This is a genomic window from Burkholderia sp. MSMB1072 (genome assembly GCF_001524725.1).
In the GTDB taxonomy this organism is placed as follows: Bacteria; Pseudomonadota; Gammaproteobacteria; order Burkholderiales; family Burkholderiaceae; genus Burkholderia.
Genome location: NZ_LOYC01000017.1, coordinates 248,474 through 274,183, shown reverse-complemented (window position 1 = coordinate 274,183; position 25,710 = coordinate 248,474). Strand labels below are relative to the sequence as shown.

Here is a 25,710-nt window from a genome sequence, read left to right as displayed (position 1 = left end):
GGCATGCGGGACGGGGCGAAAAACGCCGCTCTGGGCTGAGAGCGGCGTGGTGGGGTCCGCAGCGGCACCCGGCGGCGCCGGGGAAGCCTTGGTCGGTCAGACGTCGTCGTCGGGTGTCCGCCTGTCGGATTTCGCGTATTACATTTCTTTACGTTCGAGCGTGCGATTTTTCATGCAATCGTCGCGTTGAACGCCTACACTTTCGCCACGCCTTTCGAGAAAACCGCCGCGCTTGCGCCCGCCCAGGTGGCCGCATCCAGCGCGGTGTTTTTTTCGCCACTTCATGGCGCGTTTTCTTTTCAACCACCTAAGGAGTGCAGCGATGGGTCTTCTTTCGTTTATCAAAGAGGCGGGTGAAAAACTGCTGGGTCATGCCGACGCGCAAGCGGCGGAAGATCCGAATGCCGCGAACCAGACCGCGGCCGACGCAATCAAGAACTACATCAACACGCAAGGTCTCGACACGTCGAATCTGACCGTCGCGTTCGACGGCGCGTCGCGCACCGTGTCGCTGTCGGGCAGCGTGCCCGATCTCGACACGAAGGCGAAGGTCAAGGTCGCGGCCGGCAACGTGCAAGGCGTCGCGGGCGTCAACGACGATGGCCTGCAGCCGGACGATCCGGAAGTCCAGTACCACGACGTGAAGCCGGGCGACACGCTGTCGGCGATCGCGAAGGAAGTGTATGGCGACGCGAACAAGTACCCGGTGATCTTCGAGGCGAACAAGCCGATGCTGTCGAGCCCCGACCGGATCTACCCGGGCCAGAAGCTCGTGATTCCGCCGCAGTCCTGATCGTGCAATCCTGATCGTTCTCGCAGTACCGACGCAAAAATGGCAGGCCACCGGCCTGCCATTTTTTATGCGCGCCGCACGCCGCCCGAGCGGCGGCCATCCGTCACAGCGTATCGAACGCGTGCTGCAGTGCGTCTCGATCCCGAATGCCGTTCGCCAGCGCGAGCATCAGCAGCACGCGCGCCTTGAACGGGTGCAGCGAGCCCGCGCTCACGAAACCGAGCGCATCGTCGCTCGCGGCGCCGTTGCGCATCACGTGACCCGAACCGACGCGCGACGCACGGACCACCGCCACGCCCGCGTTCGCCGCATCGGCGAGCGCCGCCTGCAGCACCGCATGGATCGACCCGTTGCCGGTGCCCGCGACGACGAGTCCGCGCACGCCGGCCGCGACGAGCGCGTCCACGGCCGTGCGCGTCACGCCCGCATAGCTCGCGACGACTTCGACCGGCGGCCAGGTCGCGGCGATCGCCAGTTGCGTGTCGCGCGTGCGCGTGACGCGGCGCGCGAATTCGACGCGGCCGTCCTGCACCCAGCCGAGCGCGCCGAGTTCCGGCGACTGGAACGCGTCGACCGCATAGGTGCTCGTCTTCACGACATCGCGCGCGCCGTGGATCCGGTTGTTGAACGCGACCAGCACGCCCTGCCCGCGCGCGGCCGGATGCGCGGCCACCGTCACCGCGTTCAGCAGGTTCAGCGGGCCGTCGGACGACAGCGCGGTGGCCGGCCGCATCGCGGCCGTCAGCACGACCGGCTTGTCGCCCCGCACGACCAGATGCAGTGCATACGCGGTTTCCTCGAGCGTATCGGTGCCGTGGGTGATCACGATGCCGTCGACGGCCGGGTCGGCCATCAGCGCGTCGATCCGCGCGGCGAGCGTGTTCCACAGCGGCAGCGCGAGATCCTTGCTGTCGATGCTGGCGACCTGTTCCGCGTCGATGCGTGCGACCGACGCGAGTGCCGGCACGGCGTCGACCAGGAAATTGACGCCGAGCGCGCCGGCCTGGTAGCCGGCCGTGCTGGCGGCGTCGGGCGCGGCGCCGGCGATCGTGCCGCCCGTGGCGAGTACGGCGATGCGCGGCAGCGGCGCCGCGAACGAAGGGGATGCGATGTTCGGTGTATTCATGGCCGCGATTGTAATGGCTCCCGGCCGCGAGCCGGCAGGTTCCGGCGCGGCGGCCGGCGATAGCCGGCGCGCATCATGGTTTGTCCCGATCTCCGGGCCGCGCGCGGCGTCAACGGCCATGGCGTCCGCAACGTTATAGGAAGTGCCGTTTTGGTGTTTTCACCTTGATTTGCCATAATCGGAGCGCGCGGTGCGATGTGGCCCTGTCCTCATCGCGTCGTGCTTCGTGACGGCGTCGATCACACGCAATTCACCCCATGGGAGTGTCGAAATGAAAATCCAATCGCTCGTAGCCGCAGTGCTTCTCGGCGGCATGCTGGCTTCCCCCGCGTTCGCGGCGAACAGCCAGCAGGACAAGATGAAGGCCTGTAACACCCAGGCAGCCGGCAAGACGGGCGACGAACGCAAGGCGTTCATGAAGGACTGCCTGTCGGCGAAGCCCGCGAAGGCGATGACGCAGCAGGAAAAGATGAAGGCGTGCAATACGCAGGCCACCGGCAAGAAGGGTGACGATCGCAAGGCGTTCATGAAGAGCTGCCTGAGCAACCAGCCGGCCGCCTGAGTCCCGGCGCTCCCGCCTCGAATGCCGCGCCCCGCTTCGGCGGGCGCGGCATTTTCATTTTCGTTGCACGCGCATCGACGCCCGCACTCCCGTCTTTCCCGCCCCGTCTTTCCCGCCCCGTTTTTCCGGCGGCCGGCCCCGCGCCGCCACGCGGTGCGGCATTTCGCCGCGTTTTCTTCTATGATGGCTGCAACGCGGCCCACCCAAGACCAAGAAGCGCCATCGGGCCGCCCTCGAGACGGACGCGCACGCGCGTCAAACGGAGGCTTGGATGGCATGGAGACAACACCGCTGGTTCCGCCGTTGGCTGATCGTGATCGTGTTCTGGGCGGTGCCCGTCGCGATCGTCGCCGTACGCGAGATCCGCGAGGAAATGGCCTACAACAAGGCGGACCTGCAGCTCGCGCTGACCACGTGGCAGCTCACCGACGCGCAGCAGGCCGCCGGCGCCGCCGCGAAGTGTCACGGGGAGCCTGACGAAGCGCGCGCGGCCGGCTGCCCGGCCGACGTGCTCGCCGCCAACGCGCCGCGCCAGCAGGCGGCTCGCGACGAATACGTGGTACGCCGCAATACGCTCGCAGGCTATCTGTGGCATGCGTTCGTCGGCTACTGGGTCGTCCCGGCCGCGTTCCTGTTCGCGTGCGGCATCGTGATCGCGCTGATCCGCCGCGCGCTTCGCCGCCCGCCGATCGAGCCGCCCGTTCCGCCCGTCACACACTGACGCGGGCGCGCGCTGCAAACGCCGCGCCCTCCCGCCCGATCGTCGCGCGCCCCGCATGCCGACCCGCCCCTCGCGCGTCGGCGCCGCATCGTCCGTTGGCGCGCCGCGACACCCCCACGCGATTTGACGCTTTTTCACGCGGCAACGAAAAGAGGCCGTAATCCGCTGTGATATAACTGCCGACGTGATCCGCTCCTTGAGCGAGACTCACTCCGAACTTCATCCGATGGAGAACAACGATGCAAAAACGGAATCTTGTGCTGAAAGCCGCCGCTGCGCTCATCGTCGGTAGCCTCGCGCTCACCGGTTGCACCACCACCCCGGACAAGCCGGACAACGCCGCGACCAACGCGTCCAAACGCCAGTCGATCGACGCGAGCGTCGACGCCACGCTGTCGCGCATGTACTCCACGGTCAAGGGTTCGCGCGAACTCGTCGCGAAATCGCGCGGCGTGCTGGTCTTCCCCGAAGTGCTCCAGGCCGGCTTCATCGTCGGTGGCCAGTCCGGCAACGGCGCGCTGCGCGTCGGCGGCAGCACGGTCGGCTACTACAACACGTCGTCGCTGTCGGTCGGCCTGCAGGCCGGCGCGCAGTCGAAGGCGATCGTGTTCCTGTTCATGACGCAGCAGGCGCTCGACGAATTCCGCAACTCGGACGGCTGGGCCGCCGGCGCCGGCGCCTCGGTCGCACTCGTGAAGATGGGTGCGAACGGCGCGGTCGATTCCAACACGGCCACCGCACCGGTCCAGGTCGTCGTGCTGACCAACGCCGGCCTGATGGGCGACGTATCGATCAACGGCACGAAGGTCACGAAGCTCAAGATCTGATGTTGACGCCCTGCCCGCGCGGGCCTCGCGCGGGTCATGCACAAACGGCGATGTCCTTGCGGGCATCGCCGTTTTTTTATCCGCCGGCGCGCTGCGCCAACGCGGCCGGTCGATCGGGCCGCTCAGGTCGTCGAATCGATCACCTTGAAGCGCGAGCGCTTCTGCGCGCGGATCACCGACTGGTACACGTCCACGTACTGCTGCGCCATCCGGCGCGACGTGAAGCGCTCCTCGAAGCGCTGCCGCACGCGCGCACGCGGCAGCAGGTGCAGCCGGTTCACGGCGGCCACCGCGCTGATTTCATCCTCGACGATGAAACCCGACACGCCCTCGTCCACCACTTCGGGCACCGCGCCGCGGTTGAACGCGATCACCGGCGTGCCGCACGACATCGCCTCGATCATCACCAGGCCGAACGGTTCCGGCCAGTCGATCGGAAACAGCAGCGCATGCGCGCCCGACAGGAATTCAGCCTTCTCGTGATCGGCGATCTCGCCGACGTATTCGACGTGCGGCAACGCGAAGAGCGGCTTGATCTCGCGGTCGAAGTATTCCTGGTCGGCCGCGTCGATCTTCGCGGCGATCCGGATCGGCAACCCGCACTGGCCGGCAATGCGGATCGCGGTGTCGACGCGTTTTTCCGGCGAGATGCGGCCGAGGAATGCGAGATAGCGCGGCTCGACGGGCTGCGGCATGTACAGCGTCTCGGGCAACCCGTGATAGACGGTCGTCAGCCATTTCGCCTGCGGCAACGGCTGGCGCTGCGAATTGGAAATCGAGATCACCGGGGCCGTGTTGAACGTGTCGAACACCGGTTGCTGCTCGGGCAGGTCGAGGCGGCCGTGCAGCGTCGTCACGTAAGGCGTGTCCTGTCGGTTGAAGACCGAGAACGAGTAGTAGTCCATGTGGAAATGGAGCACGTCGAAATCCTTCGCGCGGCGCGCGACCGTCTCCATCAGCAGCATGTGCGGCGCAACCCGGTCGCGGATCGACGAATCGAGTCGCAGCGCGCGCGGCCACACGGGCTCGAGCTTCGCCCGCGTCGTCGAATCGCCGCTCGCGAACAGCGTCACATCGTGGCCGAGCTCGACGAGCGCCTCGGTGATGTAGGACACGACGCGCTCCGTGCCGCCGTACAGCTTCGGCGGCACGGATTCGGTCAGCGGGGCGATCTGGGCAATTCTCATGGTCCACGTCTCCTGTGTCCTGTCCGTTGCGGTACGGCCGGCGGGGCCGCGCTTGCGCGCGCGTCCCGCCTCCATGCCGCGCCGGCCGGCGTGGCACCAGCCGGATATCCCATTATTATTCGCGATCCCGATGAGCGGAACCGCCGGTCTTTCATTTTTTGGGGGTTGTTACAGACCGGATACATTCCGCAGAGCGGGCCCGGCCGCCTCGCATCGAGCCCGTTCGGGGCCGATCCGATGCCTTCGCGCGCCGATCGCGACCCAACGCACGCCATCAGGCCGTCAGCGCGACGGCCACTTCCACGCCGGCAGGTCGCGCGAGTCGGCATCGACGAGCGCGGTCGCGCCGAGCTGCTTGTCGAGCACCAGCGATTCGCAGCCGGCCTCGCGCTCGAGCGTCGCGATGAGCCGCGCCGCGTGCGACACGACCAGCACCTGCGAATGCCGCGCGGCCTGCGCGATCAGCCGGCCGAGCGCCGGCAGCAGATCGGGATGCAGGCTCGTCTCGGGTTCGTTCAGCACCATCAGCGCCGGCGGCCGCGGCGTCAGCAGCGCGGCCGCGAGCAGCAGGTAGCGCAGCGTGCCGTCGGACAACTCGGCCGCCGCCAGCGGCCGCAGCAGCCCCGGCTGGCGCATCAGCACGTCGAAACGGCCGCGGCCGCCCGGATTGTCGATCTCGACCGACGCGCCGGGAAACGCGTCGTCGATCGCCGCGTCGAGCGCCGCCGCATCGCCGATTTCGCGGATCGTCTGCAGCGCGGCGGCCAGGTCGGCCCCGTCGTCCGCGAGCACCGGCGTATGGGTGCCGATGTGCGACTGGCGCGCCGGTGCCCGCGCATCGGTCCGGAAATGGTCGTAGAAGCGCCACGAGCGGATCCGCTCGCGCACCGCGATCATCTCGGGCGCGCCGGTCGGATCGGCGAACTCGGTCATCATGCTATCGAAGCTCGCGACCGGTTGCGGAATCGTCCGCCAGTCGCCCGACGCGGTACGCACGCGAATCTGCGCGCCCTGCCGGTCGACCAGCAGCGTGGACGGGCGCGGCAACGCGCCGCCCCAGATGCATTCGCGCTTGATCACCGGATCGAGCGCGAACTGCGAGCTGCTCGGCAGCGGCAGGCCGAGATCGATCGAATAGCCGAAATCGTCGCACGCAAAGCCGAGCTTCAGGCTCACCGGCCCGTTGCGCACGGTGCCCGTCACCGGCACCTCGCCGGCCAGCATCGCGCGCGAGAAGCGCTCGGGCCCGGCCCACAACGTCGACGGCAAGCCGCCCTCGCGCGCGAGCGACGGGATCACGCGGCCCTGCGCGGTGTCGGCGAGCAGCCTCAGCGCGCGGTACACGCTCGACTTGCCGCTGCCGTTCGGCCCCGTGACGACGTTGAGCGCCGCGAGCGGCACGATGAGCTCGCGCAGCGAGCGGTAATTGGCGATGGCGAGCGTCTTCAGCGCGGTCATGGGAATGGGCGATGGGGCATGGCAGGCCGGCGCCGGGCCGCGTTCAGCGGCCGTCGACGGCCTGCGGGTCGGCCGCGGTGTTGGCCGCCGTGCTGGCGGCAGGCGAGCGCGCGTGCGGCCGTTCGGGATTCGGCGCATCGGGCGCGGATTCGTGCGGATACAGCTCCATCCGGCTGCGCGGCAGGCATTGCGGATAGCGGTTCTGCAGATAGGCGATCAGCCCTTCGCGCACGCGGCAGCGCAGATCCCAGCACGACGACGAGTCGGCCGCGCTGACGAGCGCACGCAGTTGCATCGTGCGCTCCGTCGCGTCGGTCACCTGCAGCACCTGCACGCGGCCGTCCCATTCCGGCGCGGCGTGGACGAGCCGCGCGAGTTCCTCGCGCAGCGGCGCGAGCGGCGTGCGGTAATCGACCGACAGGTAAACGGTACCGATGATCTCCGCGCTACTGCGCGTCCAGTTCGTGAACGGGTTCTCGATGATCCACTGCAGCGGCACGACGAGACGCCGCTGGTCCCACAGCCGCACCGACACGAACGAGCCGGTGATTTCCTCGATGCGCCCCCACTCGCCCTGGATCACGACCACGTCGTCGAGCCGGATCGGCTGCGTGAGCGCGATCTGCAACCCGGCAATCAGGTTGCCGAGCACCGGCCGCGCGGCGATACCGGCGACCAGCCCTGCCACACCGGCCGACGCCAGCAGGCTCGCGCCGATCTGGCGCACGTTCGGGAACGTCATCAGCGCGGCGCCGGTGCCGATGATCACGATCAGCACCATCACGGTCCGCACGAGCACCTTGGCCTGCGTATGGACGCGCCGCGCCTGGAGGTTGTCGGCCGTATCGATCGGATGGGCCTGGATGATCGCGTCGCCGACGCCGGCCGCGAGCCGCACCAGCAGCCACGTGAGCGACACGATGGAGCCGACGGCGGCCGCGGTGCGCATGCCGCGCACGAACGACATGCCGTCGTCCGCCTGGAGCCACAGGAATTCGAGCGCCAGCAGCGCCAGCACGACGAGCGACGGCTTGTCGATGTAGCGCAGGATCGCGCTCATCAGCGGATACGGCTGCGCGACGCGCTTGACGATGCGTGCGCCGAGGCGGTGCATGACCGTGACGACCAGTATGACGATGACCGACACGCCCAGCGTGCCGAGCCACGAATGCAACGGCGCATCGGCGATGCGCTGCAGTTCCTCGATTGAAATCATCGGCGCCCTCGAGTGATGAAGCGCACAGGCTTCGTCCTGGATGCGTCGGCGACGTCCGGGCCACGCACGCGCCCGGACACGGCGTCAGATCAGCTGCCGCTCCTGCAGGGAAACGCCTTGCCGAGACCGAGCGACACCGCAGTGCTCGCGTTGTAGTCGGCCAGCTTCGGATTTTCCGCGATGTACTTGCGCACCGCGTCCGTCATCTGTTGCGCCCGGATGTCGGGCGGCAGGCAGAAGTACTGACCGACGCGCGGCCCCGTGGTGCCGCCGATCGCATCGATCGTGTTGTAGACGCCGTCGGCGGCGCCTTCGATATAGGCCGCGCACGACGCCCGCGACTTGACGTCCGTCTTCGCGCACAGCCGGTCGAGATCCGCGCCCGTGAAAGCCGCCGCCGACAACGGCACGGCAAACGCCGCGGCACAAAACATTGCGCGCAACATGGTGTTCCTTATGTCAATGCGGCGGGGGACCGCCTGCTGCGTTGGCCGGTGCGGCGCCGGATGCCCTGTTCCGGCCGGAAGGCGGCCGGGCGGACAGGCGCCGCCGCACCAAAAACCGTTATTTTGCACTCTTTTGAGCATCTGCCGGCGTCGCCGCACCGATACGCGTCGTCCGCTTGCTCAGGATCTCGATCGCGTCCGGCGCGTTGTAGTGCTTCGCGAACTCGAGCGCGGTGATGCCGAGCTGGTTCTTCACCTGCGGATCGGCGCCCTGGTCGAGCAGCAGCGTGACCGTCGACGCATGGTTGCCGCGCGCGGCCATCATCAGCGGCGTCGTGCCGTTCGGCGATGCGGTGTCGATGTACGCGTCGTGGTCGAGCAGCACCTTGACGACCGCGTCGTGGCCGTTGGTCGCCGCGTAGTGCAGCGGCGCCCAGCCCTTCTTGCTGACTTCCGCGCCCTTGTCGATCAGCAGCTTGACGAGGTCGAGGTCGCCGTTCAGCGACGCGAGCATCAGCGCGTTTTCGCCGGCCTTGTCTTCCTTCTCGAGATCGACGTTGGGCGTCGTGGCGATCGCCGCGGCGACCTTGTCGGATTTCTCGCGTGCGGCGATCACGAGGATCGGGTCGCCGTTCGGCGCGAGCGTGTTCGGATCGAGCTTGCCGCTCTTGAGCTGCTTGCCGATATCGGCGATGTCGTCGAACTTGACGGCCTTGACGATCGCGTCGAGCGACTCGGCATGCGCGCCGGCGGCGGCGAACAGCCCGCTCGCGACGAATGCGGCCGCAACGAGTGCGCGTTTGGGCAGGTGGTTGGTCGGCTTCGTCATTGTTGTGGGCTCCTTCCCTGGGTTGTCGGCTGCGCGCCCGTCGTTAGCGGGCGATCTTGAACAGCCGGAAAAAGTTCTGCGTCGTCGCATCGGCGAGCACCTCGACGGCGATCCCGCGTTCGGATGCGATAAAGCGTCCGACATGGCTGACGTACGCAGGTTCATTCGGCTTGCCGCGATACGGCACCGGCGCGAGGTACGGCGAGTCGGTCTCGATCAGCAGCCGGTCGAGCGGCACGCGCCGCGCGACGTCCTGCACGTCGGTCGCGCTCTTGAACGTGACGATACCCGACAGCGAGATATGGAAGTTCTGCGCGAGCGCCTGCTCGGCGACCGGCCACGGCTCGGTGAAGCAGTGCATCACGCCGCCCGGCACGTCCGCGCGTTCCTCGGCCATGATTCGCAGCGTGTCTTCCGACGACGCGCGCGTGTGGACGATCAGCGGCTTCATCGTCGCGGTCGCCGCGCGGATGTGCGTGCGAAAGCGTTCGCGCTGCCATTCCATGTCGGCGATCGAGCGGCCTTCGAGGCGGTAGTAGTCGAGGCCGGTCTCGCCGATCGCGACGACCTTCGGGTGCGCGGCCAGCTCGACGAACTCCGCGAGCGTCGGCTCGCGCGCATCCTCGTGATCGGGATGCACGCCGACCGATGCGTACACGTTGTCGTGCGCTTCGGCGATCGCGAGCACGTCGGGCAGCGTCTCGAAATCGACCGACACGCACAGTGCGTGCGTGACGTCGTGCTCGCGCATGTTCTCGAGAACGGCCGGCAGACGATCGGCCAGGCCCTTGAAATTGATGTGGCAGTGAGAGTCGACGAACATCGTGTTTCCTGAATACGTGAGACGAGCGCTCATGCGCCCGCCGGCATGCGGCACCGGGCGACGTGGGCGGACCGGCCGGCCATGCTCGCGCCCGCGCGTGATCCGTTCATCGTTTCGCAACCCATCGGAAACAATGCCGGATCAAGCAAATATTTCCCGATATCCGAGAAACAATTCCTCGAATACGAGCCGTGCGTTGAGCGGATGGTTCTCGACCGTCCGCTGCCGCGTCACGGCTTTCATGAAGCGCGCGAATGCGTTCGCGTCGACCGCTTCCGCGCAGCGCGCCAGGGCCGCCGCATGCATCGGGAAGTAGCGCGGCGCACCGGCCATCCGCTGGGCGAGCAGATCGTACAGCCAGCGCTGCAGCCAGCCGAGCACCAGCGGCACCGGCAGCTTCTGCAGCGTCTCGCCGCACGCGAACGGATCGCAGGCCGCACCGGCGGCCAGTTGCCCGAGCGTGTAGTCGCGCAGCGGACGGTTCTCGTCGCTCGCGAGCGCCAGCGCGGCGAGCGGCGCGCCGCCGGCTTCGGCGAGCAGCGCGCTGGCGTGGTCGACACCCTGCGCCGCGAGCCACGCGGCGGCGGCCTCCGGCGCCGGCACGGTCATCGGCCACTGGCGGCAGCGGCTGATGATCGTCGGCAACAAGCGGTCGATGCGCGCCGACACGAGCAGGAACACGACGCCGGGCGGCGGTTCCTCCAGCGTTTTCAGCAGCGCGTTCGACGCGGCGACATTGAGCGCTTCGGCCGGATACAGCACGACGACGCGTGCGCCGCCGCGGTGCGAACCCACCCCGCAGAAGTCGAGCAGCGCGCGCACCTGCTCGATCTTGATTTCCTTGCTCGGCGCCCGCGTCTTCTTGCCGCCTTCGTCCGCGTCGGCCGGCTTCGCGTCGTCCGCCGCACCCGGCGCCTCGCCCGCCAGCGCCTCGGGCAGCACGATCCGGTAGTCCGGATGGTTGCCCTGCGAGAACCAATTGCAGGCCGCGCAGGCGCCGCACGGCTCGCCGTTCGGCTGCGGCGATTCGCACAGGAAACCCTGTGCGAGATGCTGCGCGAACTGCAGCTTGCCGATCCCGGCCTGACCGTGCAGCAGCAGCGCATGCGGCCATTGCGCGCGCAGTTGCTGCAGGCGGTTCCAGTCGTCGGTTTGCCACGGATAGATCATGGGGGGCGTTCCTTGCGGGTTACAGCGCGGCGAGCACGCGTTCGAGCTGCTGGCGGATCTCGGGAATCGATCGCGTCGCGTCGACGACCGCGAAGCGATGCGGCGCCTCTTCCGCGCGCCGCAGGTATTCGGCGCGTGTGCGGGTAAAGAACGCGTCGGACTCGCTTTCGAACTTGTCCGGCATGCGCGCGGCGCCGCGACGCTCGCTCGCGACCTGCGGCGCGACGTCGAACAGCACCGTGAGGTCGGGCTGGAAACCGCCCTGCACCCAGCGCTCGAGCGTCTCGAGCTTGTCGCGCGGCAGCCCGCGGCCGCCGCCCTGGTACGCAAAGGTCGCGTCGGTGAAGCGATCCGACACGACCCAGTCGCCGCGCGCGAGCGCCGGCTCGATCACGAGCGCGAGGTGCTCGCGACGCGCGGCGAACATCAGCAGCGCTTCCGTCTCGAGATCCATCGGCTGGTTCAGCAGGATCTCGCGCAGTTTCTCGCCGAGCTGCGTGCCGCCCGGCTCGCGGGTGACGACGACCTGCCGGCCGGCCGCGGCCAGCCGGTCCTGGAGGCGTTCGCAGAACCATGACAGGTGGGTGGTCTTCCCCGCCCCGTCGATGCCTTCGAACGTGATGAATTTACCGCTCGCCATTATTGACCTCGTATGTACTTGTCCACGGCCTTGTTGTGGTCGCCGAGCGTGTCCGAGAACACGCTCGTGCCGTCGCCCTTAGCGACGAAATAGAGCGCGCTCGTCGGGGCCGGATTGATCGCCGCCTGCAGCGCGGCGACACCCGGCAACGCGATCGGCGTGGGCGGCAGCCCGCGTCGGGTGTAGGTATTGTAAGGAGTGTCGGCCTGCAGGTCGCGCTTGCGCAGACGGCCGTCGTACGCGTCGCCGAGCCCGTAGATCACCGACGGATCGGTCTGCAGCGGCATGCCGATGCGCAGCCGGTTCGCGAACACGGCCGCGACGAACGCGCGGTCGGCCGCATGGCCGGTTTCCTTCTCGACGATCGACGCGATCGTCAGCATTTCGTAAGGCGTCTTGTACGGCAGCCCCGGCGTGCGCGCGGCCCATGCCTCGTCGACGCGCGTCTGCATCAGGCGGTATGCGCGCCGGTAGATGTTCAGGTCGCTCGTGCCCTTGTCGAACAGGTAGGTATCGGGAAAGAACAGCCCCTCGCCGCTGCCGCGCTGCACCGCGCTGTCCGATGCGCCGATCGCGCGCAACAGCTCGGCGTCGCTCATGCCGGCCGTCGAATGCGCCAGATCGGGGTTCGCGTCGAGCTCCGCGCGCATCCGCTTGAAGGTCCAGCCCTCGATGACCGTCGCGACGTACTCGTTCACGTCGCCGCGCGCGATCTTCTGCAGCACGTCGTACGGCGTGATGCCGGTCTTGAATTCGTAGTTGCCCGATTTGAGCCGGCTCGACAGCCCGAGCACGCGCGTCATCGCGACGAAGGCGAGCGGCTCGACCGGCACGCCGCCGCGCTTGAGCTGTGACGCGACGCTCTTCACGCTGCTGCGCGGCTTGATCGTGACGTCGAGCGATGCCGAACCCAGCGACAGCGGCCGGGTCGCCCAGTAATACCCGCCGCCCGCGCCGGCAGCGGCCACAACGACGGCCAGCGCCACGATCGTCGCGGCGCATTTCTTCAGTAGGGACATGGAAACGTGACTCAGGTAAGACCCATATAATACTTGCTCGCCTCCGTCAAAGTCAGGGTTGACTGTTCCCTCATTCCATGAGCACACCGTTCGCTTCACCGGCTGCCCAGGCCGCATCTGCCTCGCTCCCCGTTTTCCCCCGCCCGTCCGCCGCCGATTTCGACGCGCCGGGCGCCTGCATGCCGCTGCCGCAGTTCGGCGTGATCGACGTGGCCGGCGACGACGCCGCGACGTTCCTGCACAGCCAGCTCACCAACGACATCGAGCATCTCGATGCCGGCAGCGCGCGGCTGTCCGGGTACTGCTCGCCGAAGGGCCGCCTGCTCGCGTCGTTCCTCGCGTGGCGGGCCGGCCACGGCGTGCGCCTGCTCGTGTCGAAGGACGTGCAACCGGCCGTGCAGAAGCGGCTGTCGATGTTCGTGCTGCGTGCGAAGGCGAAGCTGACGGACGCGAGCGACACGCTCGCGGTGGCCGGCTTCGTCGGCGACGTGCGCGCCGCGCTGTCGGGCATCTTCGATGCGCTGCCCGACGGCGTGCACGTGAAGGTCGACGGCCCGGCCGGCGCGCTGATCCGCGTGCCCGATGCGGCCGGCCGCAAGCGCTATCTGTGGATCGGCCCGCGCGCCGAAGTCGATGCGCGCGTCGCCGCGCTGGCCGGCACGCTGCCCGTCGTGTCGCCCGCCGTGTGGGACTGGCTCGACGTTCGCGCGGGCGAGCCGCGCATCACGCAGCCGGCTGTCGAGCAGTTCGTCCCGCAGATGGTCAACTTCGACGTGATCGGTGCCGTTAACTTCAGGAAAGGGTGCTACCCGGGCCAGGAAGTGGTGGCGCGCAGCCAGTACCGCGGCACGATCAAGCGCCGCACCGCGCTCGCGCACGTCGCCGGCGAGACCGATACCGTGCATGCCGGCGTCGAGCTGTTCCACAGCGACGACCCGGGCCAGCCGTGCGGGATGATCGTCAATGCGGCGGCCGCGCCGGCGGGCGGCGTCGACGCGCTGGTCGAGATCAAGCTCGCCGCACTCGACAGCGGCACGGTGCACCTCGGTTCGGCCGGCGGCCCGGCGCTCGCGTTCGATGCGCTGCCGTACGCGTGGCCGACCGAAGCGTGATGCACTGACAACCCGTTCGCGGGCCGGCTCGCGAGTCGCAGCCGGCGCACGACGTTTCCTGCGAGAGATTCGCCCGATGTGCCTGATTGCCTTCGACTGGCAGCCCGATGCCGCCGCCGGTCCCGTCTTTACCCTCGCCGCCAATCGCGACGAATTCTTTCGCCGGACCAGCGCGCCGCTCTCGTGGTGGGAGGACGTGCCGGGCGTACTGGCCGGTCGCGATCTCGAAGCGGGCGGCACGTGGCTCGGCGTATCGCGCGACGGCCGCTTCGCCGCGCTGACCAACTACCGTGCGCCGTTCGACATTCGCGCGGGCGCGCCGACCCGCGGCAAGCTGGTATCCGACTTTCTCGGCGGCTCGTCGGTCGCCCCGCTCGACTATCTCGAGCAACTTGCCGAACATGCGGCCGTGTACAACGGCTTCAACCTGCTGGTCGGCGACTGGCGCCGGCGCGAACTCGCATGGTTCTGCAACCGCGCGCCCGAGGGCGAAAGCCGTGTCGCCGCGCCCGTCGCGATCGCGCCGGGCGTGCATGCGCTGTCGAATGCGCGGCTCGACACGCCCTGGCCGAAAGTGGTGCGCAAGCGCGCGGAGCTCGGCACGCTGCTCACCGACAACCCGACCCCGTCGCTCGACGAGCTGATCGCGCTGATGCGCGACCCGCACGTCGCCGCCGACGACGCACTGCCGCACACGGGCATTCCGATCGAGCGCGAGCGCGCGCTGTCGGCCGCGTTCATCGAAACGCCCGAATACGGCACGCGCGGCACCACGGCGCTGCGCGTCACGATGAAGGAAGGCGTGCGGCTGACGGTCGAGGTCAAGGAGCGCAGCGACGACGACGGCTCGCACCGGACCGTCCGCCCGGGCGCGTTCGAGCGCGCGTTCACGTTCGATATCGACACGACGCGGCGCTGAACGCACGCGTTGCGCGCTACGGCGCGCGCGCCATCTCGACGTGCGGCACGCCGGCTTCGACGAACGGCTCGCCGACCGTCGCGAAACCGTGCCGCAGATAGAACGACACCGCCGAATCCTGGGCGTACAGCCGCACGACGGCTTCGCCGCGGCGCCGTGCGGCGTCCAGCAGCGCATTCAGCACGGCCGATCCGACACCCTGCCCGCGCATGTCGGCCAGCACCGCGACGCGGCCGATCGTGCCGGACGGCAGCAACCGCCCCGTCGCGATCGCCCGGCGCAGCCCGGTCGCCGCATCGGTCCGGTACGCGACCGCATGCAGCGACAACGGATCGTCGTCGTCGAGTTCCCATTCCGGCGGAATCTGCTGCTCCCGCACGAACACCGCGTCTCGGATTCGCGCAGCGTCGCCGCCCAGCACCGTCCAGTCGCCCGTTTCCACCACGCCCGCGCCGTTCGTCATCGCAGCTCTCCCGCGGCCTGCACGCCGTCGCGCGCTCGCCGTCAAACTTCGTCGAATGCAGCCTTCAGCGCCGCGACCGCATCGGCATGCGCGGCCCGCACCTCCGGCACGTAGCCGCCCATCTTGAAGAATTCGTGGATCATCCCCGGATAGCGGACCAGCGTGACCGCGTTGCCGGCCGCGCGCAACTTGTCCGCGTACGCGGCGCCCTCGTCGCTCAACGGATCGAATTCAGCCGTCGCGATCCATGCCGGCGCGACACCCGCGAACGACGGCGCATCGCGCGTGCCGTCGAGCGGCGCGAAACGCCAGTCGTCGCGGTCCGCCCGATCGCGCACGTATTGCGTGAAGAACCACTGGATCGTGTCCTGCGTCAGCAGGTAGCCGTTCGCGAGCCGTGCATGCGATTCGGTGTCCTGGTAACCCGTCACGCCCGGATAGATCAGGAGTTGCAGCGCAAGACGAATGCCCGCGTCGCGCGCGAGCACCGCGCAGACCGTCGCGAGCGTCCCGCCCGCACTGTCGCCGCCGACGGCCAGCCGCGCGGCGTCGATGCCGAACGCGGCGGCCTCGCGATGCAGCCACTGCAATGCGTCGTCCGCGTCGTTCACCGCGGTCGGAAACCGGTGTTCGGGCGCGAGCCGGTAGCCGACCGACAGCACCGCGCATTGCGCATCGTGCGCGAACATCCGGCACAGCGCATCGTGCGTGTCGACGCTGCCGACCGTGAAGCCGCCGCCGTGGTAGTACACGAGCGCGGGCAGCGGCTCCGCGAGGCTCGGCTCGACCGGCAGATACAGCCGCGCACCGATCGTGCGGCCGTCCCGCGTCGGCACGACGCATGCTTCCACCGAATGCATCGGCGCCGGCGCGACGTCGAGGATCGGCGCGCTCTTCTCGTACGCGGCGCGCGCCTGCTGCGGCGTCTGGTGGTGATACGACGGACGTTTCGCGCGCTCGATCATGTCGAGCACCTGGGCGATCTTGGGATTCAGCGGCATCGGTGTGGACGGCGCCCGCGTGGCGCCGTGAACGGACAAGCGTGACATGATGCCACGCGCGCGCCCGGCGAGCGCGGCGCGCGGTGCGCCGGCCCGCCCGTGCGCCAAAACGAGACGGCCCTGCGTCATCGAAGAGACAGGGCCGTGCGTGATGGATGCTTACGCGTCGCTCGGGCCGGGCTGGGCGTCCGGCGCGGTGCGCGAACGTTGCCGCTTGATGTCGCGGCCGACCGCGAGCCGCCGCATGTACTTGAACGTACCGAGAGCCTTCGCGACGAAATTGCCGTCGCTGTCGCGCACTTCGCCTTCGCAGTAGGCCATCGTCGTCGAACGGTGCATCACGCGCCCGTAAGCGCGCAATTCGCCGCGGCCCGGCTGCATGAAGTTCACCTTCATCTCGACCGTGACGACGCCGACGCCGTCGTCGGTCAGGCTGCGCGCCGCCATCGCGAGCGCGATATCGGCGAGCGTCATCGTCACGCCGCCGTGCGCGATGCTCCACGTGTTCATGTGGCGCTCCTCGAGCGGCAGCACGATCTCGCTCGCGCCATCCTTCGCGGACACGAGCTGCACGCCGAGCAGATCGACGAACGGGCTTTCGATCGACGGGCCTTCCGTCGGGGTTGCCGCGTCGCTCATCGTGCGTTGTCGACGATGTAGTCGACGCACTCGCGCGATTCGGCCACCGCGACGACGAATTTCTTCACTTCCTGGTGAACCGGATGCACCTGGTACGCGTCGAGCGCGGCCTTGTCGGCAAAATCGGAGACGAGCACGATATCGGCGGTCGCGTCGAGGCCCGGCGTCGCTACGCCGACGTCGATCTGCAGGGTGCCCGGCACGAGGTCGCGGCAGCCTTCGAGCTTCTCCTTCAGCTTCAGCGCGTTCTGCGCACGCGTCGCGCCTTCCGCCGATTCCTTCAACTTCCACATGACGATATGTCTGATCACTTCGTTCGCTCCTGTTCGTGTTGGTTCGGCGATTTGCCTGAAACTGATGCCGGTTGGGCGCCTTCCGCCCTTTCACCGTTCGCTCGCATTCGCTCGAAATCGCGTTCGGCCGAGAAAAACGGGTATCGCCTGCAATCTTCAAGGGCGGCACCCGCATCTCATCGTGCCACTTGCCGACGTCGAGATCGGACGAGCAAGCCCAGGCGACAGCCTACCAAACTTACCGGCACCGATGGCGCCGTATCTCGGGGTTCGCCCATCCGGCACCAAACTCCGGCGCCACCGATACATAATTGACGGAAAGGAGAGTTTATTCGCGATCGGGAAATGCCCGCCGCTGGTCTTCAAGACGGCTGGTCGATATGGACCCCGCGTCCTTCTCGCGCCATTCGGAACCGGCCGATAACCCGCAAACGACAATACCGATAGCGCCCCTCTCGTACAGGGACGAGCATGCGGGCAACATCAGCAAGCCACCGAGGTGATGGCTCGACGTTCGGATCAGATGGGTCAATGGCGATCTCGACAATGACAACGCCTGGAGGAGGAAATGCGCTTCAATTCGACCCGATTCCGGATCGATCCGATACCACGCGGGGCCGATCGGCCGTACGTCACATACGGCAGGATCGCCGCGATACACGTGGACGGAGCGAAGCAAGAAGCACACGCCGGCGGCGATTTGGCGGCCTTCGAGCGTCGCGACGATGCAGTTGCGTACGCAACGATCGCCGTAACGCTCAAAGAACCCGCAGCATTGAAACGGCCGATCCCGGACACACGCCCTGGAACTGGGGTGACGCGAGCACCGAAGACGGCACGTCCCCTCGTGCAACGCACACGAAACCCAGACGGGCAAAATAGTCCTCTGCGGTCGTTGTGAGCAGCACCAACGACCGAACGTCGAGGGAACGGCATGCGTCCACCAGCCGCGACACGATGACCCGTCCGACGCCGGAACCGCGCATGTTGGCGGCAACCGCAACGGAACGCAGAAGCGCGGCGTCACCGTAATACTCGACACCGCCGCATCCGCATACCGTCGAATGCCCGATCGCAACGACGAAACGTTGCACATGACCTGCGACCCCGGCGACCGGCAGGCCGCTCTGGCGCAGCAATGCTTCAATCGACGGCAAGTCGTCGACCGTGGCGCAACGGATCTCCATCTTTGCTCCTTCCCTCGGACGCTAGATGCTTCGCTGATTCACACGCCGTGAAAGCGCTTCGGCGCTCTCCTTCCGCTCGCTGTACCGATCGACCAGGTAAGGGCCGATATCTCTCGTCAGCAACGTAAACTTCACCAATTCTTCCATCACGTCCACGACACGATCGAAATAAGCGGATGGCTTCATCCGCCCCGCTTCGTCGAATTCCATGAAAGCCTTCGCCACCGACGACTGGTTCGGGATGGTCAGCATGCGCATCCAGCGTCCGAGCACACGCATCTGGTTCACCGCGTTGAACGACTGCGACCCGCCGCTGACCTGCATTACCGCGAGCGTCTTGCCCTGCGTCGGTCGCACGGCGCCGACCGACAGCGGAATCCAGTCGACCTGCGACTTCATGATGCCCGTCATCGCGCCGTGCCGTTCCGGCGAGCACCACACCATCCCTTCCGACCACATCACGAGTTCGCGCAGCTCGACGACCTTCGGATGACTGTCGGGCGCGTCGTCCGGCAGAGGCAGTCCGCTCGGATTGAACACGCGGGCCTCGGCGCCCATCGCCGTGAGCAAGCGTGCCGCTTCCTCGACCAGCAGGCGGCTGAACGAGCGCTCGCGGAGCGAGCCATAGAGCAGCAGAATCCGGGCAGGATGCGTCGACGCCGCAGCCGGCCGCAATTGGGCGGCATCCGGCACGCGGAACAGCGCGGTGTCGAGTTGCGGTAGATCGTTCATATCGTCGGTCATCTGCGGATTCTCCGATGTACTCAGGCCCGATGCTCATACCAGCCCTTCGACCGGTTGACGACACGCACGACCAGCAACATCGCCGGCACCTCGACCAGCACGCCGACGACGGTCGCCAGCGCGGCGCCCGAGTGAAATCCGAACAGGCTGATCGCCGCGGCGACGGCCAGCTCGAAGAAGTTGGATGCACCGATGAGCGCCGACGGACATGCAACGCTGTGCTTCTCGCCGACCGTGCGATTGAGCCAGTAGGCCAGCGCGGAATTGAAGAACACCTGAATCAGGATCGGTACCGCCAACAGCGCGATCACGAGCGGCTGCGCCAGAATCGCCTCGCCTTGAAAGGCGAACAGGAGGACGAGCGTCGCGAGAAGCGCAGCGATCGACCAGGGAGCAATCCTCGCCATCGCGACATCGAATGCAGCCACGCCCTTGGCGAGCAGGTGCTTGCGCCACAGCTGCGCGAAGATGACCGGAATGACGATGTACAGCACGACCGATGTGAGCAGCGTCGCCCACGGTACGGTGATCGCCGACATGCCGAGCAGCAGCCCGACCATCGGTGCGAACGCGATCACCATGATGCTGTCGTTCAGCGCGACCTGCGACAACGTGAACAGCGGGTCGCCCCCCGTGAGTCGACTCCACACGAACACCATCGCCGTACACGGCGCCGCGGCCAGCAGAATCAAGCCGGCGATGTAGCTATCGAGCTGGTCCGTCGGCAACATCGGTGCGAACAGATGGCGAATGAACAGCCAGCCCAGGCATGCCATCGAGAACGGCTTGACGAGCCAGTTCACGACCAGCGTGACGCCGATGCCTTTCACGTGTCGACGTACCTCGTGCAACGCGGCGAAATCGACCTTGACGAGCATCGGAACGATCATCACCCAGATCAGCAACCCGACGGGCAGATTGACCTGCGCGTATTCGATCCGGCCGATCTGCCGGAACAAACCGGGCAGCGCCCGGCCGAGCGCGATACCCGCGACGATACACAGCGCAACCCAGAGCGTGAGGTAGCGTTCGAAGAAATTGATGGCCGGCTTGGTAGCGGCCTTGCGCGGCGGGGCGGTGTTGTACGCGGTCATTGCACGGTATTCGGTCTCGAAGGCGTCGCCCGCCGCTCACGCCGGCGGGCCGTCGTACGGGCGATCAATGTCGCGCGATATCGGTCAACGCGCGTTGAAGCTCGGCATTGCTCATGCGCTCGAGCGGCAACGCCAGCAACTGCAGCATGCGATAGCCGATCGCTTGACGCGTCAGGTCGAACGCAAGTCGCCTGCCTCCGTCACCGCCGGCCGCATTCGACGGATCGGCGTAACCCCAATGGACTTTGATGGGGCTGCCGGGCCAGTACGGACACGTTTCGGCTGCCGCACTATCGCACACCGTGATGACGACACGCATCTCGGGCGCGCCGTCGCCGGCGAATTCGTCCCAGCTTTTGCTGCGGTATCCGTCGACGTCGACGCCGGCGTTCCTCAACGCCTCCAGCGCGAACGGGTTGACGCGACCGCTCGGCGCGCTGCCGGCGCTGTACGCCCGGACGTCCTTGCCGAGCGTCGCGGCCCAGAAATTGAGCATGCCCTCCGCCAGCACGCTGCGGGCGGAGTTGTGGGTGCAGAGAATCAGTACGTTCGTGGTCATGGGCGATGCACGCGCATGCGCGTCAGGATTGGCAGCGATCGGGCGTCGGGCACGCCGACACCGGCGAACATGGATTCCCGCCGCAGCAGTTCTCGGTGAGGTAGGCCAGCAAGCCGTTCATCGTCGCGAAATTTCCGCAATAGAACACGAAGCGGCCTTCTTGTCGGCTCGTCACGAGTTGCGCATACGCCAGCTCCTTCAAATGGAAGGACAGCGACGACGGCGGCACGTCCAGCAACGTGGCGATCTGCCCGGCGGACATGCCTTCCGGCCCAGCCTGGACGAGCGCGCGGAACACGGCGAGCCGGGACTCATGCGCGAGCGCTGCAAGTGCAGCGATGATCTGATTTGCTTCCATATTTCTATAATAGTCGAAATATGGAACTTTGCGTAGCGATTCGCGTGAACCACGGTAGCCACCATGCCTGCCCGACCTGCCGGTTCCGATGAGCGAACGCACGATTCCGGTCGAACGGCAGGAACGCGAATTGCGCGGCCTCGTGCTCATCGCCCCGGTGCGAGCCGGCTCCTTGCCCAAAAAGGCGATACGAACATGGCGATTCCTTTCCTGCCCGGCATCAATCGCCGGCGCGATACGGTATTACCGATCAGTTTCGTCACCGGATATCCGGAGTAAATTATCCGCATCCGTTAAATCGCACATTTTACCGGCGAGACGGGTAATAATTGCGGCCAGCTTTTCAATTCAATATTCGAAAACCAAAACATTATTGACTTCGACTTTCCCGTAAATTTAGAATCGCCTACGACGGCTTACGTATCATCTTCTTCGCCGCCCCGGATTCGCCACTCACCCGCGCGAAGGGCTTGTGCATTGCCTTTGTCGCGGAGCATCGACGCGTCGCCCCTGTCGTTTCCAGCTTGCGGCATTTATCGGCCATTCGGCTATTTGCCAACCCATTTTCTTTTCGAAGAATCGCAACATCCCGATTAACTCCCGTCATTCGCCAGAATGAATACAAACCGGGATCAAGCGGACCCGAGATCCGTCGATTAGAACATCCAGATAAAAATCGCCAGTCATCAGGAGGGACATCAACATGCATCGCCTTGCGAAGTCGCTGTGTCTCGGGCTCGTCTGTGCCGGTCTGCTGTCGGCCTGCAACGACGACGACGTCAAATCGAACAGCCCGCCGTCGAACACCGCCGCGTTGTCGTTCCGCATGGATACCGGCGGCCAGATCAATGCGTTCTACCGGCAGGACAAGGTCGCCGCGCACCTGCTCGTGCGCTCGTCGACGAAACCGCGCCTGCTCGTGGTCTTCCCCGCCGGCAACAGCGGCACCGGGCTGTGGTTCGACGACACCGCGCAGCCGGTGAACTGGAGCCTCGACACGCCGCCGTCCGCGTTGTCGGCCCCGGACGCACACGGCCGCCCGCTCTACGGCATCGGCGCCGACGTGTCGGTCGACACCGGTACGCTGACGATCCGCCAGGGCGTGTTGAGTAACGTGCGCTTCCTGCGCGACTTCAACGGCGGCGCCACGATTCCGCAACAGATCCTCACCGCGCCGACGGTTCAGGGCGGCACCGCGCAATGGCAACGCGACCGGATCGACGGCGCGCCCGGCTATGCGCTGCGCATCACGCTGCGCGACGGCGGCAGCATCGCGCCGGCAGCGGGCGGCAAGCTCGTGCTGAGCGCGCCGACGGGCTCGCACACGCTGAAGCTGCACATCGACGCGCTGTCGGGCGAGACGCCGCTGTCGCCGATCACGCACGCCGACCTGTTCGCCCCGTCCGTGAATCCCGATCCGGTCAGCCAGAACGTGCTCGAATTCCTCAGCTTCAACGACAAGCTGCTGGCCGGCTCGTGGCAGTACGACACGTACTTCGGCCGCGACACGCTGATCTCGGTGCGCATGCTGATGCCCGTGCTCGAACCGGCGGCGATCGAGGCCGGGCTGTCGTCGGTGTTGGGCCGCCTGTCGGCCGACGGCAAGGTCGCGCACGAGGAAGGCATCGGCGAGTTCGCGCTGATCGACAACCAGAAGAACGGGCGGCCGAACGATGCGACACCGACCTACGACTACAAGATGATCGACAGCGACTACCTGCTCGCGCCGATCGCGGCCGCGTGGCTGATCGACGATACGCGCGGCCAGGCGCGCGCGGCCGCGTACCTGGCGCAGCGCGGCAGCGACGGGCAGACCAACGGCAGCCGCCTCGTGGTCAATCTGCTGCACGTCGCGACGACCGCGCAGCCGTTCGCGCAGCAGCCGTCGGTCGCAAACCTGATCCATCTGCGGCCAGGCGAAATCGTCGGCAACTGGCGCGACAGCACCGACGGCCTCGGCGGCGGCGTGTACCCGTACGACGTGAACGCGGTGCTCGTGCCGGCCGCGCTGCGCGCGGCGAACGCGTTCCTCGCCCGCGGCCTGCTCGATCCGTACCTCGATGCCGGGCAGCGCGCAACGCTCGCCAACACGGCGAACGAAGCGGCTACCTGGGAAACGCAGGCGCCGCCGCTGTTCCTGGTCAGCGTGCCGGCCGCGCAGGCGGCCACCGACGTGTCGGCCTATGCGCCATCCGCCGGCGTGCCGGCCGGCGTCGCGCCTGCCGCACCGCTGGCCTTCTACGCGCTGTCGCTCGACCAGCAGGGCAACCCGATTCCGGTGATGAATTCCGACGGCGGCTTCGCGCTGCTGTTCGGCACGCCACCCGACGACCAGCTTCAGCGGATCGTCGCCGACGTCACGCGGCCGTTCCCGACCGGGCTCGTGACCGATGTCGGGATGCTGATCGCGAACCCCGCGTATGCGAACCCGTCGCTGTGGCCGAAGTTCACGAGCTCCGCGTATCACGGCACGGTGATCTGGTCGTGGCAGCAGGCGATGTGGGTGGCCGGGCTCGATCGCCAGCTCGCGCGCCAGGACCTGTCGGCCGCGACGCGCACGCTGCTCACGCAGGCGCGGCAGACGATCTGGCAGGTGATCTCGAACGGGCGCGACATGCGCACGTCGGAAATGTGGACTTGGTCCTACGTGAACGGCAAGTACCAGACCGACGCATTCGGCACGCGCAGCGCCGACGCGACCGAAGCCAACGCGGCGCAGCTCTGGAGTACGACGTATCTCGCGATCCGCGATCCGCAGCAGCGCGCGGGCAAGTACTGGTGGCAGGCGTCGCAGCCGATACAGGACGGACAGCCGAAGCAGGCGACGGCGGTGGCGTCGCGCTAGCGCGTCGCTGCGGGTGTGCCGGCCGGCACCGGCACCGGCCTGAAAAAGCCCCGGTGGCGCTCCCGCCGCCGGGGCGTCGGCGAAATGCGGATCATCGCGACACCACGCGATTGCGCCCTTCCCGCTTCGCCTGGTACAGCCGCTCGTCGACCACCCGCAGCAGCGCATCGACCGTGCCGCCGTCGATCCCGTATTGCGCGACGCCGACGCTAACCGTCACCTGCACGCGCTTGAAGTCGAGCCCGAACGGCGCACTCGCGATCGACGAACGCATGCGCTCGGCCGTCATCCGCGCGCCTTCGAGCGGCATCTCCGGCAACAGCGCCATGAACTCCTCGCCGCCGACCCGCGCAAGCGCGCCCGCCGGCCGGATCGCCTCGAGGCACTGGCGCACGACGCCGCGCAGCACCTCGTCGCCGATCTGGTGCCCGTATGCATCGTTGATGTTCTTGAAATTGTCGAGATCGAGCGCGAGCAGGCAGAACGGCGTGCCGTCGCGCTCGGCCCGCACGATCTCGCGCTCGACCTGCGCGATGAACTGGCGGCGGTTCGACGCGCCCGTCATCGGGTCGGTCGCGGCCATGTACTCGAGCTTCTGGTTCGTGCGCCGCAGCTCCTGCAGCGCGCTTTCGGTGCGCGCCATCGATTCCGACAGCCGGCTCATCAGATCTTCCTGGCTATAGATCGCCGAGAACGAGCGCGTCGTCTGCAGCGCCTGCACGACGCCGTAGCTGAGCAGGAAGAATCCGCCCGCGAAGATCGCATGCGCGAGCCACCACATGTGATTCCACGGCTTGCCGAGAATGAACGCGAGCGACGACAGCGCGAACGCCATGATCGACACGCCGTAGATCACCATCAGCGGCGAGCGGATCCGCCGCGCGAGCAGCACGCACACGTTCAGCAGCGAGAGCACCAGCGCGCCGCCTTCCATCGACAGCCGCGTGCCAAGCGCGCCCGCGACCGGCGAATACGCGATGTACGCGACCGCCACGTTGACGATCACGAAGAACACGATCCACGGCAGCCACGTCCGCACGCTCGTGCGCTTGTCGATCCTGTCGGGCGGACGCGAATACGACAGCAGGCCCGTGAGCAGCAGCGCCGACATCACGAAACGCGACGCGGGCCCGTACAGCAGGAACAGCCAGATGTTGTGGTGCGCCATCCCGGTGAATGCACCGTGCAACGCATAGATCATCGCGAAGCCGAGAAAGCCGAGCGTCAGCCAGCGCAGCAGCGGCTCGCCCGACGACCGGTAGCACACCCACGTCACGTAGGTGACGAACGCACCTTCGATCGTCGCCGCCGCGATCGCGATTTCGTGGAAGGCGTGGCTCTCGAACACGACGCTCCGGTCGCTGAAGAACCACAGATAGGCAATCAGATAGGCAGGCAGCAACGCGAATCCGACCAGCAGGCATTTCGCGTAGAGCCTCGCGGCCGCGCTGACGACGCGCGGCGGTTCCCCGGCTGCATAGGTCGTACTCATTCGGTCCCCGGTCGGTCTGCTGCGTTGATTCGAATCTTCGCGGCGCGGATCGCGCGACGCACGATCCGGCCCATCGTGCCGAAAGGCAAATGTCAGAGCAAGTATAGGTGGGGCAATTCGTTTGACAAGTCAGGGGAAACGGCATTGCCGGGTGCATGCCGTTTGCTTCCCCGCCGTCGCGAATGGC

Annotated in this window: 27 protein-coding genes; 7 read left to right on the top strand and 20 right to left on the bottom strand. The window is 67.2% G+C overall.

Features of this window, described 5'->3' with window-relative positions:
- Positions 1-322 precede the first annotated feature (322 nt).
- Positions 323-793, top strand: a complete 471-nt coding sequence (gene lysM, locus WS89_RS09840) for a peptidoglycan-binding protein LysM (RefSeq protein ID WP_059505022.1) — start codon at positions 323-325, stop codon at positions 791-793.
- Positions 794-896: 103 nt separating this feature from the next.
- On the opposite strand, the gene WS89_RS09835 is transcribed toward lysM, so the two are convergent.
- Positions 897-1,919 (bottom strand): asparaginase, encoded by a 1,023-nt coding sequence (locus tag WS89_RS09835; RefSeq protein WP_059505024.1) that lies wholly within the window; start codon positions 1,917-1,919, stop codon positions 897-899.
- Positions 1,920-2,190: 271 nt separating this feature from the next.
- Here WS89_RS09835 and WS89_RS09830 point away from each other — a divergent pair, with 271 nt between their 5' ends.
- The 3 genes from WS89_RS09830 to WS89_RS09820 all read left to right on the top strand — a co-directional run bounded on the left by WS89_RS09830 (position 2,191) and on the right by WS89_RS09820 (position 4,029).
- Entirely contained in the window at positions 2,191-2,481 is a 291-nt protein-coding gene (locus WS89_RS09830) for a PsiF family protein (protein ID WP_011549641.1), read from the top strand.
- Between the two features lie 271 nt (positions 2,482-2,752).
- Positions 2,753-3,202, top strand: a complete 450-nt coding sequence (locus tag WS89_RS09825; protein WP_059790699.1) for a hypothetical protein — start codon at positions 2,753-2,755, stop codon at positions 3,200-3,202.
- Between the two features lie 239 nt (positions 3,203-3,441).
- Positions 3,442-4,029 (top strand): BPSL1445 family SYLF domain-containing lipoprotein, encoded by a 588-nt coding sequence (locus WS89_RS09820; RefSeq protein ID WP_034207498.1) that lies wholly within the window; start codon positions 3,442-3,444, stop codon positions 4,027-4,029.
- Positions 4,030-4,151: 122 nt separating this feature from the next.
- Here WS89_RS09820 and WS89_RS09815 read toward each other — a convergent pair whose 3' ends face one another.
- The 9 genes from WS89_RS09815 to mltG all read right to left on the bottom strand — a co-directional run bounded on the left by WS89_RS09815 (position 4,152) and on the right by mltG (position 12,817).
- Positions 4,152-5,216, bottom strand: a complete 1,065-nt coding sequence (locus tag WS89_RS09815) for a glycosyltransferase family 4 protein (protein WP_059505029.1) — start codon at positions 5,214-5,216, stop codon at positions 4,152-4,154.
- A gap of 282 nt (positions 5,217-5,498) precedes the next feature.
- Complete coding sequence (locus WS89_RS09810; protein ID WP_059506080.1) at positions 5,499-6,674, bottom strand: AAA family ATPase; 1,176 nt, start codon at positions 6,672-6,674, stop codon at positions 5,499-5,501.
- A 43-nt stretch (positions 6,675-6,717) separates the two neighbouring features.
- A complete protein-coding gene (locus WS89_RS09805) occupies positions 6,718-7,890 on the bottom strand; it encodes a mechanosensitive ion channel family protein (protein WP_059790696.1) in 1,173 nt (390 codons plus the stop codon).
- An 89-nt stretch (positions 7,891-7,979) separates the two neighbouring features.
- Positions 7,980-8,336 (bottom strand): Rap1a/Tai family immunity protein, encoded by a 357-nt coding sequence (locus WS89_RS09800; RefSeq protein ID WP_059506076.1) that lies wholly within the window; start codon positions 8,334-8,336, stop codon positions 7,980-7,982.
- A 118-nt stretch (positions 8,337-8,454) separates the two neighbouring features.
- The gene (locus tag WS89_RS09795; RefSeq protein ID WP_059506074.1) at positions 8,455-9,165 is read right to left on the bottom strand and encodes an ankyrin repeat domain-containing protein; all 711 of its coding nucleotides are present in this window, start codon (positions 9,163-9,165) and stop codon (positions 8,455-8,457) included.
- Between the two features lie 43 nt (positions 9,166-9,208).
- Positions 9,209-9,988, bottom strand: coding sequence for a TatD family hydrolase (locus tag WS89_RS09790; protein ID WP_059790694.1), 780 nt, complete (start codon positions 9,986-9,988; stop codon positions 9,209-9,211).
- A 141-nt stretch (positions 9,989-10,129) separates the two neighbouring features.
- Positions 10,130-11,158, bottom strand: a complete 1,029-nt coding sequence (locus WS89_RS09785; protein WP_059790692.1) for a DNA polymerase III subunit delta' — start codon at positions 11,156-11,158, stop codon at positions 10,130-10,132.
- A 19-nt stretch (positions 11,159-11,177) separates the two neighbouring features.
- Positions 11,178-11,798: a dTMP kinase gene (tmk, locus tag WS89_RS09780; protein WP_034207505.1), complete on the bottom strand. Its 621-nt coding sequence runs from the start codon at positions 11,796-11,798 to the stop codon at positions 11,178-11,180.
- Positions 11,798-12,817 (bottom strand): endolytic transglycosylase MltG, encoded by a 1,020-nt coding sequence (mltG, locus tag WS89_RS09775; protein WP_034207506.1) that lies wholly within the window; start codon positions 12,815-12,817, stop codon positions 11,798-11,800. The genes tmk and mltG overlap by 1 nt, the downstream gene beginning before the upstream one ends.
- Before the next feature lie 77 nt (positions 12,818-12,894).
- On the opposite strand from mltG, the gene ygfZ reads away from it, so the two are divergent.
- Positions 12,895-13,929 (top strand): CAF17-like 4Fe-4S cluster assembly/insertion protein YgfZ, encoded by a 1,035-nt coding sequence (gene ygfZ, locus WS89_RS09770; RefSeq protein WP_059790691.1) that lies wholly within the window; start codon positions 12,895-12,897, stop codon positions 13,927-13,929.
- Positions 13,930-14,005: 76 nt separating this feature from the next.
- Complete coding sequence (locus WS89_RS09765; protein ID WP_059790689.1) at positions 14,006-14,848, top strand: NRDE family protein; 843 nt, start codon at positions 14,006-14,008, stop codon at positions 14,846-14,848.
- A gap of 16 nt (positions 14,849-14,864) precedes the next feature.
- Here the strand turns inward: WS89_RS09765 and WS89_RS09760 are convergent, their stop codons facing one another.
- The 9 genes from WS89_RS09760 to WS89_RS09720 all read right to left on the bottom strand — a co-directional run bounded on the left by WS89_RS09760 (position 14,865) and on the right by WS89_RS09720 (position 21,186).
- Positions 14,865-15,311 (bottom strand): GNAT family N-acetyltransferase, encoded by a 447-nt coding sequence (locus WS89_RS09760; protein ID WP_059506060.1) that lies wholly within the window; start codon positions 15,309-15,311, stop codon positions 14,865-14,867.
- A gap of 41 nt (positions 15,312-15,352) precedes the next feature.
- Positions 15,353-16,312, bottom strand: a complete 960-nt coding sequence (locus tag WS89_RS09755; RefSeq protein ID WP_059790794.1) for an alpha/beta hydrolase — start codon at positions 16,310-16,312, stop codon at positions 15,353-15,355.
- Between the two features lie 159 nt (positions 16,313-16,471).
- Positions 16,472-16,951, bottom strand: coding sequence for a PaaI family thioesterase (locus WS89_RS09750; protein WP_006483907.1), 480 nt, complete (start codon positions 16,949-16,951; stop codon positions 16,472-16,474).
- Entirely contained in the window at positions 16,948-17,262 is a 315-nt protein-coding gene (locus tag WS89_RS09745) for a Dabb family protein (protein ID WP_006483902.1), read from the bottom strand. Before WS89_RS09745 ends, WS89_RS09750 begins: the two co-directional genes overlap by 4 nt.
- A gap of 740 nt (positions 17,263-18,002) precedes the next feature.
- The gene (arsN2, locus tag WS89_RS09740; RefSeq protein WP_059790687.1) at positions 18,003-18,431 is read right to left on the bottom strand and encodes an arsenic resistance N-acetyltransferase ArsN2; all 429 of its coding nucleotides are present in this window, start codon (positions 18,429-18,431) and stop codon (positions 18,003-18,005) included.
- Positions 18,432-18,452: 21 nt separating this feature from the next.
- Positions 18,453-19,175 (bottom strand): arsenical resistance protein ArsH, encoded by a 723-nt coding sequence (arsH, locus tag WS89_RS09735; protein ID WP_059790685.1) that lies wholly within the window; start codon positions 19,173-19,175, stop codon positions 18,453-18,455.
- A 20-nt stretch (positions 19,176-19,195) separates the two neighbouring features.
- Positions 19,196-20,269 carry an ACR3 family arsenite efflux transporter gene (gene arsB, locus WS89_RS09730; protein WP_059790683.1) on the bottom strand — a complete coding sequence of 358 codons (1,074 nt, stop codon included), beginning with the start codon at positions 20,267-20,269 and terminating at the stop codon, positions 19,196-19,198.
- A gap of 64 nt (positions 20,270-20,333) precedes the next feature.
- Entirely contained in the window at positions 20,334-20,828 is a 495-nt protein-coding gene (locus WS89_RS09725) for an arsenate reductase ArsC (RefSeq protein ID WP_059790681.1), read from the bottom strand.
- Positions 20,829-20,850: 22 nt separating this feature from the next.
- Positions 20,851-21,186, bottom strand: a complete 336-nt coding sequence (locus WS89_RS09720; protein WP_059790679.1) for an ArsR/SmtB family transcription factor — start codon at positions 21,184-21,186, stop codon at positions 20,851-20,853.
- A 703-nt stretch (positions 21,187-21,889) separates the two neighbouring features.
- Here WS89_RS09720 and WS89_RS09715 point away from each other — a divergent pair.
- Positions 21,890-24,031 carry a hypothetical protein gene (locus WS89_RS09715; RefSeq protein WP_059790677.1) on the top strand — a complete coding sequence of 714 codons (2,142 nt, stop codon included), beginning with the start codon at positions 21,890-21,892 and terminating at the stop codon, positions 24,029-24,031.
- A 91-nt stretch (positions 24,032-24,122) separates the two neighbouring features.
- Here the strand turns inward: WS89_RS09715 and WS89_RS09710 are convergent, their stop codons facing one another.
- Complete coding sequence (locus tag WS89_RS09710; protein ID WP_059790675.1) at positions 24,123-25,523, bottom strand: sensor domain-containing diguanylate cyclase; 1,401 nt, start codon at positions 25,521-25,523, stop codon at positions 24,123-24,125.
- Positions 25,524-25,710: the final 187 nt, after the last annotated feature.

Coding starts and splice junctions, on each gene's coding strand:
- WS89_RS09795 (WP_059506074.1), bottom strand. CDS start 9,165: ATGACGAAGCCGACCAACCACCTGCCCAAACGCGCACTCGTTGCGGCC.
- arsB (WP_059790683.1), bottom strand. CDS start 20,269: ATGACCGCGTACAACACCGCCCCGCCGCGCAAGGCCGCTACCAAGCCG.
- tmk (WP_034207505.1), bottom strand. CDS start 11,798: ATGGCGAGCGGTAAATTCATCACGTTCGAAGGCATCGACGGGGCGGGG.
- WS89_RS09755 (WP_059790794.1), bottom strand. CDS start 16,312: ATGCCGCTGAATCCCAAGATCGCCCAGGTGCTCGACATGATCGAGCGC.
- WS89_RS09725 (WP_059790681.1), bottom strand. CDS start 20,828: ATGACCACGAACGTACTGATTCTCTGCACCCACAACTCCGCCCGCAGC.
- WS89_RS09750 (WP_006483907.1), bottom strand. CDS start 16,951: ATGAGCGACGCGGCAACCCCGACGGAAGGCCCGTCGATCGAAAGCCCG.
- WS89_RS09785 (WP_059790692.1), bottom strand. CDS start 11,158: ATGATCTATCCGTGGCAAACCGACGACTGGAACCGCCTGCAGCAACTG.
- WS89_RS09720 (WP_059790679.1), bottom strand. CDS start 21,186: ATGGAAGCAAATCAGATCATCGCTGCACTTGCAGCGCTCGCGCATGAG.
- WS89_RS09825 (WP_059790699.1), top strand. CDS start 2,753: ATGGCATGGAGACAACACCGCTGGTTCCGCCGTTGGCTGATCGTGATC.
- arsN2 (WP_059790687.1), bottom strand. CDS start 18,431: ATGGAGATCCGTTGCGCCACGGTCGACGACTTGCCGTCGATTGAAGCA.
- WS89_RS09715 (WP_059790677.1), top strand. CDS start 21,890: ATGCATCGCCTTGCGAAGTCGCTGTGTCTCGGGCTCGTCTGTGCCGGT.
- WS89_RS09710 (WP_059790675.1), bottom strand. CDS start 25,523: ATGAGTACGACCTATGCAGCCGGGGAACCGCCGCGCGTCGTCAGCGCG.
- WS89_RS09835 (WP_059505024.1), bottom strand. CDS start 1,919: ATGAATACACCGAACATCGCATCCCCTTCGTTCGCGGCGCCGCTGCCG.
- mltG (WP_034207506.1), bottom strand. CDS start 12,817: ATGTCCCTACTGAAGAAATGCGCCGCGACGATCGTGGCGCTGGCCGTC.
- WS89_RS09800 (WP_059506076.1), bottom strand. CDS start 8,336: ATGTTGCGCGCAATGTTTTGTGCCGCGGCGTTTGCCGTGCCGTTGTCG.
- arsH (WP_059790685.1), bottom strand. CDS start 19,175: ATGACCGACGATATGAACGATCTACCGCAACTCGACACCGCGCTGTTC.
- WS89_RS09765 (WP_059790689.1), top strand. CDS start 14,006: ATGTGCCTGATTGCCTTCGACTGGCAGCCCGATGCCGCCGCCGGTCCC.
- lysM (WP_059505022.1), top strand. CDS start 323: ATGGGTCTTCTTTCGTTTATCAAAGAGGCGGGTGAAAAACTGCTGGGT.
- WS89_RS09820 (WP_034207498.1), top strand. CDS start 3,442: ATGCAAAAACGGAATCTTGTGCTGAAAGCCGCCGCTGCGCTCATCGTC.
- ygfZ (WP_059790691.1), top strand. CDS start 12,895: ATGAGCACACCGTTCGCTTCACCGGCTGCCCAGGCCGCATCTGCCTCG.
- WS89_RS09790 (WP_059790694.1), bottom strand. CDS start 9,988: ATGTTCGTCGACTCTCACTGCCACATCAATTTCAAGGGCCTGGCCGAT.
- WS89_RS09830 (WP_011549641.1), top strand. CDS start 2,191: ATGAAAATCCAATCGCTCGTAGCCGCAGTGCTTCTCGGCGGCATGCTG.
- WS89_RS09815 (WP_059505029.1), bottom strand. CDS start 5,216: ATGAGAATTGCCCAGATCGCCCCGCTGACCGAATCCGTGCCGCCGAAG.
- WS89_RS09810 (WP_059506080.1), bottom strand. CDS start 6,674: ATGACCGCGCTGAAGACGCTCGCCATCGCCAATTACCGCTCGCTGCGC.
- WS89_RS09805 (WP_059790696.1), bottom strand. CDS start 7,890: ATGATTTCAATCGAGGAACTGCAGCGCATCGCCGATGCGCCGTTGCAT.
- WS89_RS09760 (WP_059506060.1), bottom strand. CDS start 15,311: ATGACGAACGGCGCGGGCGTGGTGGAAACGGGCGACTGGACGGTGCTG.